Source organism: Enteractinococcus fodinae, assembly GCF_031458395.1.
GTDB lineage: Bacteria > Actinomycetota > Actinomycetes > Actinomycetales > Micrococcaceae > Yaniella > Yaniella fodinae.
In genome coordinates this window covers 653,690-668,178 of record NZ_JAVDYJ010000001.1, presented here as the reverse complement: position 1 = coordinate 668,178, position 14,489 = coordinate 653,690, and the positions used below count along the sequence as shown (strand labels likewise).

Genomic DNA, 14,489 nt, shown 5'->3' with positions numbered 1-14,489 from the left:
CGGATGCATATTATTACCAGGTTGGCCCGCCGGGTCGGTGCCGCAGTCATTTTGCTGTGGCTGGTGGCCACCGTCATTTTCATTGCCATCCGGCTGATCCCGGGTGACCCAGCCGAAGCAATCATGGGAGGACCCGGCTCCCAGGCTTCGGCTGAAGCCCTGGAGGCGGCCCGCGAGCAGTACCATCTCAACGAGCCCATCCTGGTCCAATATGGGCTCTATCTCGGGCAACTTGCCACCGGCGATTTGGGCACCTCGTACGCTCAGCATCGGCCCGTGGCTCAGATCATGGCCGAAGTCTTGCCCGCTACCCTGCAGCTGACGCTGATCGCTTTGGTCTTAGCGTGGGTCATCCCCTTTGTGATGGCCGCCATCGCAGCCCGAGCCTCACGGCTCGGTCGGGTTATGGGGACGATCATCGAGGTCGTGGCAGCAGCCGTCCCACACTTCTGGCTCGGGGCGATGCTCATTATTATTTTCTCGACCTGGTTGGGGTGGCTTCCGGCGGTTGATACCGGAACGGTCCGCGGGATCATTTTGCCGGCCGTTACCCTGGCCGTTCCGCTGTCTGGGTTTCTGGCCCAACTCATGCGAGACAGCCTAATGACTGCCATGAGCTCACCGTTTGCGCTGGCAGCCCGAGCCCGGGGCGCTTCCGAGGGGCAGGTCTTTTTCCGGCACGGTTTTCGCCACGCAGCACTACCGGCACTGAACCTCACCGGGTGGGCGGTGGCCGCTTCCATCTCGGGGGCCGTGGTGGTCGAAGAGGTCTTCGCCCGTCCTGGGCTGGGTCGCTCCCTGCTGGGTGCGGTCCTGGCCAGGGACATGCCAATGGTCACCGGCATCGCGTTGTTTTCCGCACTGATCTACATGGTCGTGATGTTGATCGTCGAAGCGATTGAGGCCTTCATTAACCCGGCGGCAGCTCGAGGTGATGACCAATGAGCCGTATCGCAAAAATCGTTGCGTCGATCTTCGTCGGGTTGATTCTCGTCGCAGCCCTGTTTCCATCACTTCTGGCGCCTGGCAGCCCGCTTGCGGTCAGCCCAGCCGAAGCTTTCCAAGCACCATCATTCCAACACCCCTTCGGTACCGATGAGTCTGGTCGTGATGTGTACACGCGGGTCATCCACGGCACGTCTGACTCGCTGACGATCGGGCTTGCGGCAACCGCGCTGGGCATGGGAATTGCCGTGGTCCTGGGGGTCATCACGGCCTTTGGTCCGCGCTGGATCGATGCCGTGATTCTGCGAGCGCTCGAGGTCCTCTATGCGATCCCGACCCTACTGATGGCCCTGATTATTATTGCCTTCACCGGCCCCGGAACCACTCCGGCCATTATCGCCGTTGGGCTGTCCACCGCGCCGGGATACTCGCGGTTGATCCGGACCCATCTGCGCACCTTGGTCAATTCCGAAATGTTTGATGCCGCGACCGTGCTGGGCCATTCGACCTGGCATAAAGTGCGCAACCATCTGATCCCCAATACGCTAACCACCCTGTTGGCACTCATTACCCTAGGGATCGGACAGGCGGTCATCTGGGCCTCTGCACTGTCGTTTCTGGGGTTGGGCACTCCCCCACCGGCACCCGAATGGGGCGCGATGCTTGCCTCGGGCCGCACCTATTTACACTTCGCGTGGTGGCTAACCGTGTTCCCGGGGCTGGCCATCGTGGGCGTTGCCGCCGGGGCCACGCTACTGGGACGCTCGGCAACCCGGAGGAGCTCATGACCCAACCAGCTGTCGATATCAAAAACCTCTCGGTGACCTTCCCGGGCCCCCAGCGGACGGTTATTGAAGCCGTCAAGAACGTGTCGCTGACGCTGACGCCGGGCAAAGCGTTGGGGATCGTAGGCGAATCAGGGTCTGGTAAATCCGTCACCGCACGCGCCCTCTTAGGGCTCACCGGTGGCACCGTCACCGCTGATACGCTGAACATTTTGGGCACCGATGCACGAGACCTGCCCGAAAACCAGTGGCGCGCTCTTCGTGGCAGCCAGGTCGCGATGATTATGCAGGATGCCCTCAACAGTTTGGATCCGCTGCGTCCGATACACCGCGAGATTGCCGATGTACTGCCGGGCTCGAGCACACGGCGCAAACAGGCCGCGATCGAAGCGCTTCGAGAAGTCGAAATGCCCAACCCCGAGCTGCGGGCCAACCAACGCAGCCCGCAGCTGTCCGGTGGGATGCGTCAACGAGCGCTCATCGCACAAGCCATGATTCGGAATCCTACGGTGGTGGTCGCTGATGAAGCCACGACGGCCCTGGACACCAGATTGACCCGGCTGGTCTTGGACGAACTGGCAGCTCTGACGCAACAGGGCATTGCCTTGGCTGTCATCTCGCATGATCTGGCCCAGATTGCTCAGGTCGCCGATGAGGTCATCGTGATGCGCTCCGGTGAAATTGTCGAATCGGGTCCCACCGCCCAAATTCTGCACGCTCCGGAGCATGACTACACCAAACAATTACTTGCCGCGATACCCAGCGGTGTCCCGCGTTTCACGCCGCTGACCCGCGGCACCAGCGATGTCCCTGCGCCCCGAACGCGACCGGCCCAGCATTCTAGGCAGGTATCAGACGAGCTGGCGGTCGAGGTGACCGGGTTGTCAAAAGCCTTTGCGGAGCACGCTGCCGTGGTGGACGTTTCACTGGCCATTCCGCGCGGCACCACCCTGGGCCTGGTGGGAGAATCCGGGTCTGGGAAAACCACGACTGCTCGCATGATGCTGGGATTGACCGCACCCGATACCGGCACGGTGAAAATTTTCGGCCAACAGTTCGCCCCGGCCAAAGAATCCGAGCGACGGAAGCTGCGCAACCGGCTGGGTGCGATCTACCAGGATCCGTTGGCCTCGTTTGACCCGCGCTACTCGGTCTCCCAGGTGCTGATCAATGCGTTATCGGGTGGCGAGACCTCACGTTCACGAACCTATCGGCCGCGTGCCATCGAGCTGCTGGACATGGTGGAACTGGACTCGACTGTATTGTCTCGCAACCCGCGGGAGCTGTCCGGAGGCCAACGTCAGCGGCTAGCGATCGCCCGTGCGCTGGCGCCAGCGCCCGATGTGCTGATTTTGGATGAACCGGTCTCCGCCCTTGATGTCTCAGTGCAGGCGACGGTGCTGGACTTACTGGATCGACTGCAACTCGAAACCGACACCAGTTACCTGTTTATCACTCATGACCTGGCGGTGGTCGAGCACATGTCGGATCACATTGCGGTGATGACCGAGGGTCAGCTGGTCGAGACCGGCACCGCCGATCAAATTCTCCACCGTCCAGCCCATCCTTATACGCAACAACTCGTCGCGGCAGCACCCACCTGGAAGGGTCGTGCATAATTTCGCCAGCGCGCCAAGTGTGGAGTAGTGACGCCCTCCACCCAAGTGACTAGGGTCGACAGTATGGCCCGTCATTCCCTCAACTCAGCCCCAGGCTTCGTCCCTGCCATCATGGGGGCTTGCCTAGTGGTGTTGACGTCTTGTGCTGCATCCCCGGATCGCACAGCCGTGGACGATTACCCGGTGTTCACCGAGCCAGCGACTGATCAAGACGTCCCGGAGATGGCCCACAGTGAGGATCTGGCCCAGGACATGGACCTACCGGCCGAGGAGGTTCGGTGGGTTGGGACGCATAACGACACCGAGTTCTATGCCACCTTGGGCCCCTCAGAAGTCGAGGAGACAGCACAGGTGGTGTGTCTGATCATTGCAGCACACGAACTCGAGGTCGCAGGGGCGTCCTGTTCAACTGATCCCTACGATCCCACCGAACCGACCGTCAGCGTGCGGGTCGGATCCACCGGCGGGGCAGTGCACGCGTTCCTGGTTCCCGCTGCCACAGCGCTCCAAGATGCCGACGGCTGGCACCGCGCCAGCGACTATGTGGTCGTGTTGACGGATCCGGCAGCCCAGGTCGAGCTCGAAGGAACCGTAGCAAACGACACCGATATTGCACTTCGCCGGGTCGGCAGATAGCACGGAAGGAGCAGGAGGATACCAGTGACACAACCCAAGCTCTTGTCCCAAGGAAGCCTCCTGATCGCTCTCGCGACGCTCGTGCTCACCGGTTGTACCGGGATGTCCGACGAGGTCGGCAAAATTGAACCGGTAACCTTTGAAGATCTTGAGGCCTTATACGAGGCCGTCGACGATGAGCTCTCCTGCCCTGAACCCTCAAGCGACCATTACGGGTTTACCCTTCCGAACCATGAACAGGATTTTTTCTACGGTCACACCTGCGGCGACAGCATCATCTTGGCACATTCCGAAGATCCCACCGTCATCACCGAAATTCAGAACATGATGGCTACGGTTCAGGGCGGGTCCATCCCGCTGGTGCACAATACCAATTGGCTGATCATGGACATCACTGAGGTCGCAGAAGATGGCGACGCCGCTAGCCTCGATCACCCGGAGTCCCGCGACCTGGAAGAGCTCGCCGCTTCCTGGGGTGCCGCCTACTCCGTGTTCTAGCCGAGATCGGGCGCCGGTGTTGTCTTGCAGCGTGTCTGGGGCCACTGAGACAATGAACCATGCCCGTTACGCTGAGATCCTTAGAAGTTGCCGTCCCCGACACCGTGTTGCATCAAGACCAAGTTCGTGAGGTTTTCGCGTCCCAGCCCGGGATGAGCCGACTGGCGACTCGCCTGGTGGGAGCAGCGTTCGACTCTTCCGGCATCGAACGCCGCCACAGTGCCGTAACCGAAATGGATCTCTCAGCCGATGCCGACGGCTCAAACACCCCACAATTTTTTGATGCCGCAACCCGGCAGATTCTGAACCCCACCACGGGGGCACGGAACGAGATTTACGTGCAAGAAGCTTCGCGCCTGTACGTCGATGCCGCTGCGGCAGCCCTGGCATCAGCCGACGGTATCGACAAAACCGACGTCACCCATGTCATCACCGTGTCGTGCACCGGGTTCTTCTCCCCCGGCCCGGACTACCTCATCGTCCGCGGCCTGGACCTGGATCCTGCTGTGCAGCGTTGCCATCTGGGATTCATGGGCTGCTATGCGGCATTTCCCGCCATGCGCCAGGCCAAGACGATCTGTGATGCGAACCCAGACGCCGTCGTGCTGGTGGTGAGCGTCGAGCTGTGCAGTATTCACGTGCGCGTCTCAGATGATCCCGACACGATCCTGGGTTCCTCACTATTTGGCGACGGTGCCGCAGCTGCCGTCATTACCGGCCGTGACCACGATGGTGGGCGTGCGCTACAGCTAGATCATTTTGAAACCGTACTGACTCCCGTCGGGGAAGAAGCCATGGCCTGGAACATCGGTGACAACGGGTTCGAAATGGTCTTGGGAACCTATGTGCCAAAGATTATTGACGCCCACATTGTCGACGCACTCGCACCCCTACTGGCACACGATGCGTCGCTGACGGATCGTCAATATCGCGATATCGAGCACTGGGCGATCCACCCCGGCGGGCGCAGCATCCTCGATAAAGTCGAAGCCAAGCTTGAGCTGGACCCCGCCCAACTGGAGCCCTCACGCGATGTCCTGCAGCACTACGGCAATATGAGCAGTGCCACCGTCATGTTCGTCCTCAAAACGATCTTGGATGACCCAGACTCTAAGGCGGGAGAACGGGTGTGCAGTATGGCCTTCGGGCCGGGCCTGACCGTGGAAACCGGCCTGTTCACGACCGTGGGGAGAAATTCGTGAGGTTTCCGCTGTTGCGAGACCTCGCCCATCGGGATCATGAGGCGACAGAACGCATGGATGACCCGCAGTGCGATATAGCCGCGCTGCACCGCACCTATGCACAGTTTGAGACCGTCAATCGGCTGGTGGCCGGTTGGCAGCAGGCCTATCGCCACCACGTGCGCCCGGTGTTGCGTCACGATCGGCTGAACACCCTGTTGGACATTGGCGCCGGGGGTGCAGACGTCACCCGGGCAATTGCCCGCTGGGCACACCGTGACGGGTTCAGGTTGAAGATCACCGCCGCCGATCCGGATCAGCGAGCCTACGCGTGGGCCATGCGCCACCACCCGTCAGTCGATATGGAATTCTGTCCGGCGTTGAGTTCAGAACTCGTGTCCCAGGGCCGCAGCTTTGATGTGGTGATCTCCAACCACCTGTTGCATCACCTCACAGCCACCGACTTTCAGAGCCTTCTCCACGACTCTGAACAATTAGCAAAGAGCCGTGTTGTGCACAGCGATATTCGGCGCAGTCGCATCGCCTATACGCTGTTCTCGGTGGGCACCCGGCCGTTCTTCCGGGGGTCGTTTATTCGTGAAGATGGTCTGACCTCCATCCGGCGCAGCTATACCGCCCTGGAACTTCACGCTGTGGCACCTGCTGGCTGGCGCGTCCATGCCCAGCATCCCTGGCGCAACCTGCTCATCTACGACGCCGTCTCACCTGCGGCCACGGAGCCCAACCGACCATGACCCAACAGCACACCTGCCAGGTGCTGATCGTCGGTGGCGGCCCGGTCGGCTTAGTCATGGCCAGTTTGCTGGCCCAACAGGGGGTGGACGTCGCCGTACTGGAACGTCGTACGCACCCGCGACAGTATTCTCGAGCCATCGGACTGCACCCCCCGGCGCTCGCAGTGCTCAACGCTGTGCAGCTCGAAGAGGCCGCCGTGGCCGAAGGACAGCGGGTGCATACCGGTGCTGCCTATAGTCGTGGCCGTCGGCTCGGCGGTCTGAGTTTCGAACAGGCCTGGCCGGATCGGCCCTTTGTTCTAACGTTGCCGCAGAACCGCACTGAAGCCCTGTTGTCCCAGCGGCTATCCGACCTGTCGCCAGGCGCACTGCACCCGGGGTGGGAGGTGCTCGAGGTCAGGGATCCCGCACGCACCGACCGTCCCGGAGCCAAAGTTCAGGTGCATGCCCGCAGCACGATCGAGCCTGGCCAGGCCGTTGAACGCACCTGGTCTGCCGATCTCGTGATCGGTGCCGATGGGCCACGCAGTCTGGTGCGCCGCACCGCCGGCATCGGCCTGCACACCCAGCCCTTAGACGACACCTACATCATGGGCGATTTCGCACAACACCACGCACGGGTCGTGCCCCACCACGATGATGCGGCCGCCGCAATCTTTTTAGCCCCCACCGGAGTCGTTGAGTCGTTTCCGTTGCCGGGCAATATGCGGCGCTGGGTCGCGCACACCGGCACCCAATTCCTGCCAGAGAGACCAGAAACCTTAACGCGTCTCATTGCCGAACGCACCGGTGAGCAGGTCGATCCCAGCACGTCAACGATGATGAGCGCTTTTGCTGTCCGTCGGCGCCTAGCGCACCAGATGGCAGCCGGGCGATGTGTCATTATCGGAGATGCGGCCCATGAAGTCAGTCCCATCGGAGGTCAGGGCATGACGTTGGGCTGGCTCGATGCCTGGCATCTGGCCCCGCTGATCGTACACATGCTGGCCGAACGCAACCCCGCGCCGCTGCAGCACCTGGAATCCGTGCAGCGCTTCGCACACCAACGACTGTCCGCAGCGCGAGCCGTGGCTCGACAGGCCGAGCTCAACATGGCCCTGGGACGACCGATGCGTCCCTTGACCGTCACAGTTCGCGACGTTGTCTTGCGCTCCGTGCTTGCCACCGGGTTGCGTCACCGGTTGGCCAAGGCCTTTAGCATGCGCCAGCCCCTGGGCGGGCCCGAAACACAGATACCGCGATAATCGTGTACTTACGCCAAGGCCCCGAGCAAGATATCCTGCTCGGGGCCTTACCAGGCGGTATCACCACCTGATCAAGCGGTGAGATTAGGCATCGATGATGTTGTGTTCTGGACCGTATGGGAACTTGGTGATGTTCTCGGCACCGTCTTCGCCAACGACCAAGATGTCGTGTTCACGGTAGCCACCGGCACCGGGTTCACCTTCCATCACGGTGATCATCGGTTCCATCGATACGACCATGCCGGGCTCCAGGACGGTGTCGATGTCTTCGCGCAATTCCAACCCGGCTTCACGGCCGTAGTAGTGGGACAGCACACCGAAGGAGTGGCCATAGCCAAAGGTCCGGTTTGATAGCAGTCCGTGACCGATGAAGATTTCGTTAAGTTCGTGGGCGATGTCCTTGCAGACCGCGCCCGGTTTGATCAATTCAAGACCGGCTTCGTGGACCTCGACGTTAGCCTTCCACAATTCCAGCGTCCGGGCATCTGGCTGGCCCAGGGTCAGGGTGCGTTCCAAAGCGGTGTAATAACCCGAGGTCATCGGGAAGCAGTTGAGCGACAGCAGATCCCCGCGCTGCAGTTTGCGAGTGGTCGCCCAGTTGTGTGCGCCGTCAGTGTTAATACCCGACTGGAACCAGACCCAGGTGTCACGGACTTCGCGATCCGGGAAGGTCTTGGCGATCTCGTGGGTCATCGCTTCGACGCCGATGAGGGCGACTTCGTATTCGGTGATGCCTTCACGGATGGCAGCCTTGATGGCTTCACCGCCGATGTCACCAATCCGAGCGCCGTGTTTGATGACTTCGATTTCTTCGGCGGATTTGATCATGCGCTGGCGCATGGCGGCCTGGGAAACGTCCAGCAGTTCGGCGTCCGGGAAGGTATCCTGCAGGGCTTTGCGCTGCATGGTCGGCACGGTGTCGTCTTCGACGCCGATGCGCTTGGCGCTGATGCCCTGACGGTTCAGTGCTTCCTGTAACGCGTAGTAGAAGTTGTCGCGCTTCCAGTCGGTGTAAACGATGTTGTCACCGTAGCTGGTGCGCCATGGCATGCCCGCATCAATGTTGGCGGTGATCGTGATGGATTCCTGCTGGGTGACTACCAACGCGTAGGAGCGGCCGAAGTAGGTGAACAAAAAATCGGAGTAGTACTTGATGTTCTGGTAGCTGGTCAGAATGACAGCGTCAAGGTCTTTTTCGGCCATAATTGAGCGCAGCCCGCTCAGGCGGCGTTCGAATTCGGCGTCCGAGAAGGTCAGTGGTTGTTTTTCGCCGTTATGGAGGGTCTTCAAGCGCTCAAGTTCGCCGACGCTGGTGACATTAGCCATACGATTCTCCTTTGATTTTCTCAGCCCGCGTGCTCGGTCTGAAACGTACTGATAAGAAAAGGGTGAGCCACGCAGGAACAGCCCCGCCGCTCGGATAGAAAGCAGTGCAACACGCAGAAGTTGTATTCAGCGCAACACCGTTGCATTCAGGATAGGTGTGAGATCACTCACTGTCAAGCACGCGGCCACAGTATTTTCGGGCCGGCTTTGAGAGTGCCGCATGACCAGCTCGAATCGCGCCACACAGCAAAGCGGGCGCAACCCGATTGCTGGGTTACGCCCGCTTGGACTGACCGCTTACAGTGCGGTCGATCTATGGTTTAGGAGGGAGGTGTCTCGTCACGAGGCGGTCGAGAAGCCACCGTGGTGTCCTGCTCCGCAGGCTCCACAAAACCTTCCCCTTCCGGATCTGGAATAAGTACTCGGTCGGGATCGGGATCGTTAATGGCGCGCTCCATTTTGCGCGTTTGTTGATTGCGCTTGTGCAGTCGTCGGATGAAGTTGGCGATCATCAGCAAGATCACAAAGGAGAACGGGAAGGCACCGATAATCGTGCCGGTTTGAACCGTATCCACGACGGCTTCTCCGCCGATGGAGAGCAACACGGTGGCTACTGTGCCAATGCTAATGACGAGGATGACGCGGAAAAACGGGCTGGATTTGCGCGGGGCAGTGACGAACTCACCCAGGGCATAGGACCCGGCATCGAGCGACGTGACGTAGTAGGTCCCCACCAAGATCGTTGCCACAACCAACATGACCGTGCCCACCAAAGGCAGTTGGTCCAACATCAGAAACAACCCGCTGGACGTATCACTGGCGACACCCTCGCTGATGGCTCGTCCGGTTTGGTCATCATAGTAGATCGAGGCGACGCCGATGACGCCGACCCAGAACATCACAATCAACGATGGCACCACGGTGACACCGATAACGAATTCGCGAATGGTACGACCACGCGAGATCCGGGCGACGAAGCCTGCAACAAATGGGGAGAAGGCAATAACCCAGCACCAAATGAAGACCGTCCACCAACCGTTCCAGCTGTCCTGCCAGGTATCCAGCGAGGTTGCTGCGAGCTGGAAATCGGTGAAGAAGCTCATCGATAAGAAATGCTGGCCAAAGGAACCGAAGGTTTGCGTCATGGTCGAGATCATGTAGATCGTCGGTCCGAAAATAAAGACCGCCCCCACCAGCACGATGCTCAGAATCGAGTTGATCACTGACAGGCGGGCCATACCTTTATTGATGCCGATATAGGCGGAGATGCCGGTAATGGTGGCGAATACCCCGATCACGATCATCCACATGCCCGGCCCCGAGTCCAGGCCGGTAAAAGAGGTCACGCCCGAGCTGAATTGCATTGCAGCGAACCCGAAGGACGTGGCCAATCCGAGCACGGTGGCGATAATGGCCAGCAACTCGATCACGACACCAGCTGGACGTTGTGCTTTCTTGGGCAAGATATCGACCGTGGCCTCACGGAAGGTTAAGGTCTTGCCGAGGTTGTGGTGTGAGTACGCTAGACAGAGCGCCACGACACAGTACATGGCCCAAGCGGTCAGACCCCAGTGGAAGTAGGTCCAGACAATGGCGCCTTCTTCTGCTCCGCTAGTGGGCGTGACCGGAATGACCGGGTTTTCGTCCCGGAGCATGATCGGTTCGGCCACGGACCAGAAGATCAGGCCGATGCCCTGCCCGCAGGCGAACAACATGGAGTACCAGGCGAAACGACCGTGCAAGGGTTTAGCTGCGGGCCCGCCGAGGCGGACTTTACCAAACTTACTAAAAGCAGCCCAGATACATACGATGAGCGCGACCAGGGAGTAAAGAATAAATAGCCAGGTGAATTCACTGGTCACGAAGGTACGCATCGTCGAGATGGCCTGCGCGGCTCCGTCTGAGTCCACGATGACCCAAATGACCGCCGCCACGATGAGCACCGGCGGAATGACCATGATCAACACGCGGTCTAACGGCGGGATCTGGCGACCCATAAAACGTGGCACTTCAACCGGTGATTTGTCGCTATTATCTGCCGGTTGTTGGCCTGCGTATGGTTCGTCGGCATCCGGAGGTTTCATCGTTACTTGTCCCTTAGACATGTTAGTTTGCCTTTCGTGAGGCTACTGGAAGGGGGAGGTGAAGTTCGGAGATCAAGGCATCGGAGACCGCACGCGTCACCGCATCGAGTAAGAGCTGGCCTTTTGCCGCCGTGGCTCCTGTGGCAGAGGAGAGGCACCCGCTGGCCGGGGTCCGTGTGGGATCTTCGGGAAAAACATCGTAAGAGGTCAGCTGAGCCGGCGGATGATCGACCACCCGATCCATGTCGACCTTTTCAGGGTGGAGTAATAACATCAGCGAGGTCTCCAGCACTCCGCCGTGTTCGATGTCCCAGCCGAGGAATCCATCTGGGAAAACAGCTTCGAGGGTCTGGTCGTCGACAAAATCCCAATAAGACATCAGCATGGCCCGTCCAGCATTGCCAGCCGTGTGGGCCTGTTTGACGGCTTTGTCCAAGCCCTCGTAGACAAATTGATAATTCTCGTAGTGCCCATTGAGCACGACCACATTCTTGAAGCCTTGCGCGAGGAAGGACGAGGCCACGTCTTCCACCAGACCAATGAGCGTGGCTGCGCTCAAACTGGTGGTGCCAATCCGATGGTCGCCTCCACCCGAACGCGGCTGTGACTTGTACCCATAGGCAAAAACCGGGGCCACCAGGGCACCAGTCTGTTGGGCAACGGCAGCTGCGATGTCTGATGACAACATCGCATCGACGCCGATCGGCATATGCGGTCCATGCTGTTCGGTGGCACCGGTGGGGATGATGACCGTGGACGTGGACTGACGAAGATAGGCCGCATACGTATCTGCATCGAGATCTTCGAGAAAGACTGAAGACATGTGCTCTCCTTGGCTTCCCCAACTAGCTGGGGCGGTGACGGCCAGCAGAATGCTGGACTGAACTTCGAACACTGAGTTGCCTTTAACGCAACAGTGTTGCAGCAAATATATCGAGTGGTCTATCTCACAGTCAAGCCTGCTGGAGTACGAAGGTAAGGTAGCCACAACAACTCGTGCAGCGACCGACGATACCGCAGGGAGCGACACTCTACGAATCGGGCAGGACTTCGGGGCCCTCGTCACCAAATCGAACGGTGGCTTTGCAACGCCAGCATTGCACTGTGGTCGCACCTTCGGCGGGCGGCTCCAGCATGGCAGAGCATTCGGGACACAGCTGGTCAAGCCAACATGCGGGGTCGCCCATTAGCTTTTCCGCCTGAGGTAGTCCTGGAGTATCCGTGCATGGTTGACCTGCTCGTCTGTGGCTGCATAGAGCAGCGTCACCCGGTCGTGATCATGTATCAGAGAGAGCAGCTGCGCGACGGCTTCGGTGTGATCCTCATCTTCGAGCTCGTGTTCATATCGCTGCGCAAAAGTATCAAACTGGTCTGGGTCGTGGTCCCACCAGGTGCGCAGTTCAGGGCTCGGGGCAATGTCTTTTAGCCACAAATCGATCTGTGCCTGCGATTTGCTGAGTCCGCGGAGCCATAATCGATCGACCAGCACGCGCTGGCCGTCCTCTTCAGCAGCATCATCATAGACCCGCTTCAGCACGATTTTCGGTCTGCTCATATGCGTACCCTACGCCGCTGTTTAACCAGCTACAACCGGCCAGCATCCGATGGTGAGCCCAGTTTGTTCAATGAAATACCCGGCGTATCTCACCGGTTACGTCACTACCCTTAGCCGAGCGGACCGCATGCTTTAGCACCGTTGAAAGACCAACGACGATACCAGCCCAAGTCAGCCCCATTGTGCGCCCCGGCGCATTGTGCTTGGCTCAAATTGTCAGACGCATGTCGTCAACGAGAGGAACTTTTCCATGCCCCTCTACGATTACAGGTGTCCGCAAGGAGATGTTTTCGAAGCATTCTTTACGATGCATGACAAACCGGACACCCTGGATTGCCCGCACTGTGGTCAACGGGCCACCAGTAAGTTACCAGCCATCGGACCCTCACAACGTAATTCCGCGCAAATGCGAATTCTCGATGCCACCAACGCCACCGCGGAAACGCCCCAGGTGGTCAATTCCCTTACCGGTACTCCCAATGGGCGCCACCACTCACCGCAATACTCCACCAACCCACTGCACCAGAAACTGCCTCGGCCCTAATTGGCAGTCTGTCCAACTCGTAGCTGTTTATTCACGCAGAGGAAGGTCCAGCATGCTTGGCAATCTGTTCCCCCTGAATTCTGACAAACCCTTTACTGACCAAGAAAAGGTCGGCCACAATCGATACCATCCCGAGATCCCGCCGGTAGCAACCGTCAAGCCCGGTGATAGCTTCAGAGTAGACTCCCGTGAATGGTTTGACGGGGCTATCAAAAATGATGATTCAGCAGATGATATTCTCAACGCCCCGATGAACAAAGTTCACGGACTCACAGGCCCGTTTCGTATCGAAGGTGCCGAGCCCGGTGACCTGCTCATCGTCGATATTCTCGATGTCGGACCAATACCTCAAGAAGAAGGCCCATTAGCCGGTCAAGGATGGGGTTACACCGGAATCTTTGCAAAATCCAACGGCGGCAGCTTCCTGGTAGAGCAATTCCCTGACGCCTACAAGGCGGTGTGGGATTTCCACGGTCCGTGGGCTACCTCCCGTCACATCCCCGAAGTAAAATTCGAGGGCCTCATCCACCCGGGCATTATGGCCACCGCCCCCAGCCCTGAACTATTAGCAAGGTGGAATAAACGCGAAGGCGATCTGATTGCCACCGATCCGAACCGTGTGCCCCCATTGGCGCTACCGCCCGAACCCGATGAGGCAGTGCTGGGCGGTATCTCCCAAGATGATTGGGACCGCGTGGCCTCAGAAGCCGCCCGGACCGCGCCGCCACGAGAAAATGGCGGCAACCAGGACATTAAAAACCTCACCAAGGGCAGTAGAGTGTTTTATCCCGTCTTCGTCGACGGCGCGAACTTCTCGATTGGCGACCTCCACTTTTCCCAGGGGGACGGTGAGATCACCTTTTGCGGTGGCATTGAGATGGGAGGATACATCGAGCTGCACGTGGACCTGATTAAAGGTGGCATGGAAACCTACGGGGTGGCCGAAAATGCGATTTTCATGCCGGGACGTCAGGACCCGCATTTCAGCGAATGGATTTCATTCTCGGGCACCTCGGTGACCCTTGACGGTGAGCAGCGCTATCTTGACTCGCACCTGTCATATCAGCGCGCGATTCTGCATGCCATCGAGTACTTATCGAAGTTTGGTTACTCCAAAGAGCAGGCCTACCTCCTGCTAGGAGCCGCACCGATCGAGGGTCGGCTCTCCTCGGTTGTCGATATCCCAAACTCGTGTTCGACGGTCTACATTCCCACGGCGATTTTCGATTTTGATGTCCGTCCATCAGCCAACGGTCCCCATCAAATTGATCCCGGCATGGGCGCTCCGAAAGCCGCAGACCCGACTTACGGTTAACG

Annotated in this window: 14 protein-coding genes; 10 read left to right on the top strand and 4 right to left on the bottom strand. The window is 59.3% G+C overall.

The window, feature by feature from the left end; all coding sequences use genetic code 11:
- The first annotated feature begins 3 nt into the window (after positions 1-3).
- The 8 genes from J2S62_RS03110 (at position 4) to J2S62_RS03075 (ending at position 7,663) form a co-directional block, all read left to right on the top strand.
- Positions 4-945, top strand: a complete 942-nt coding sequence (locus tag J2S62_RS03110; RefSeq protein WP_310171299.1) for an ABC transporter permease — start codon at positions 4-6, stop codon at positions 943-945.
- Positions 942-1,733 (top strand): ABC transporter permease, encoded by a 792-nt coding sequence (locus J2S62_RS03105; RefSeq protein WP_310171297.1) that lies wholly within the window; start codon positions 942-944, stop codon positions 1,731-1,733. The genes J2S62_RS03110 and J2S62_RS03105 overlap by 4 nt, the downstream gene beginning before the upstream one ends.
- Positions 1,730-3,349, top strand: coding sequence for an ABC transporter ATP-binding protein (locus J2S62_RS03100; RefSeq protein ID WP_310171295.1), 1,620 nt, complete (start codon positions 1,730-1,732; stop codon positions 3,347-3,349). Before J2S62_RS03105 ends, J2S62_RS03100 begins: the two co-directional genes overlap by 4 nt.
- 63 nt (positions 3,350-3,412) lie before the next feature.
- A complete protein-coding gene (locus J2S62_RS03095; RefSeq protein WP_310171293.1) occupies positions 3,413-3,985 on the top strand; it encodes a hypothetical protein in 573 nt (190 codons plus the stop codon).
- Between the two features lie 24 nt (positions 3,986-4,009).
- Positions 4,010-4,483 (top strand): hypothetical protein, encoded by a 474-nt coding sequence (locus J2S62_RS03090; protein WP_310171291.1) that lies wholly within the window; start codon positions 4,010-4,012, stop codon positions 4,481-4,483.
- Positions 4,484-4,542: 59 nt separating this feature from the next.
- Positions 4,543-5,685: a type III polyketide synthase gene (locus J2S62_RS03085; protein WP_310171289.1), complete on the top strand. Its 1,143-nt coding sequence runs from the start codon at positions 4,543-4,545 to the stop codon at positions 5,683-5,685.
- Positions 5,682-6,419 carry a class I SAM-dependent methyltransferase gene (locus J2S62_RS03080; protein WP_310171287.1) on the top strand — a complete coding sequence of 246 codons (738 nt, stop codon included), beginning with the start codon at positions 5,682-5,684 and terminating at the stop codon, positions 6,417-6,419. Before J2S62_RS03085 ends, J2S62_RS03080 begins: the two co-directional genes overlap by 4 nt.
- Positions 6,416-7,663 (top strand): FAD-dependent oxidoreductase, encoded by a 1,248-nt coding sequence (locus J2S62_RS03075; protein ID WP_310171286.1) that lies wholly within the window; start codon positions 6,416-6,418, stop codon positions 7,661-7,663. The genes J2S62_RS03080 and J2S62_RS03075 overlap by 4 nt, the downstream gene beginning before the upstream one ends.
- Before the next feature lie 84 nt (positions 7,664-7,747).
- Here J2S62_RS03075 and J2S62_RS03070 read toward each other — a convergent pair whose 3' ends face one another.
- The 4 genes from J2S62_RS03070 to J2S62_RS03055 form a co-directional block, all read right to left on the bottom strand.
- Positions 7,748-8,989, bottom strand: coding sequence for an aminopeptidase P family protein (locus J2S62_RS03070; protein WP_310171284.1), 1,242 nt, complete (start codon positions 8,987-8,989; stop codon positions 7,748-7,750).
- Between the two features lie 320 nt (positions 8,990-9,309).
- Positions 9,310-11,094 (bottom strand): BCCT family transporter, encoded by a 1,785-nt coding sequence (locus tag J2S62_RS03065; protein WP_310171282.1) that lies wholly within the window; start codon positions 11,092-11,094, stop codon positions 9,310-9,312.
- A 1-nt stretch (position 11,095) separates the two neighbouring features.
- Positions 11,096-11,896, bottom strand: a complete 801-nt coding sequence (locus J2S62_RS03060) for a creatininase (protein WP_310171279.1) — start codon at positions 11,894-11,896, stop codon at positions 11,096-11,098.
- Between the two features lie 363 nt (positions 11,897-12,259).
- Positions 12,260-12,628: a DUF488 domain-containing protein gene (locus J2S62_RS03055; protein WP_310171276.1), complete on the bottom strand. Its 369-nt coding sequence runs from the start codon at positions 12,626-12,628 to the stop codon at positions 12,260-12,262.
- Positions 12,629-12,878: 250 nt separating this feature from the next.
- Here J2S62_RS03055 and J2S62_RS03050 point away from each other — a divergent pair, with 250 nt between their 5' ends.
- On the top strand, positions 12,879-13,172 hold the full coding sequence (locus J2S62_RS03050; protein WP_310171274.1) for an FmdB family zinc ribbon protein: 294 nt from the start codon (positions 12,879-12,881) through the stop codon (positions 13,170-13,172).
- 52 nt (positions 13,173-13,224) lie between these two features.
- Positions 13,225-14,487, top strand: coding sequence for a formamidase (gene fmdA, locus J2S62_RS03045; RefSeq protein WP_310171271.1), 1,263 nt, complete (start codon positions 13,225-13,227; stop codon positions 14,485-14,487).
- Positions 14,488-14,489: the final 2 nt, after the last annotated feature.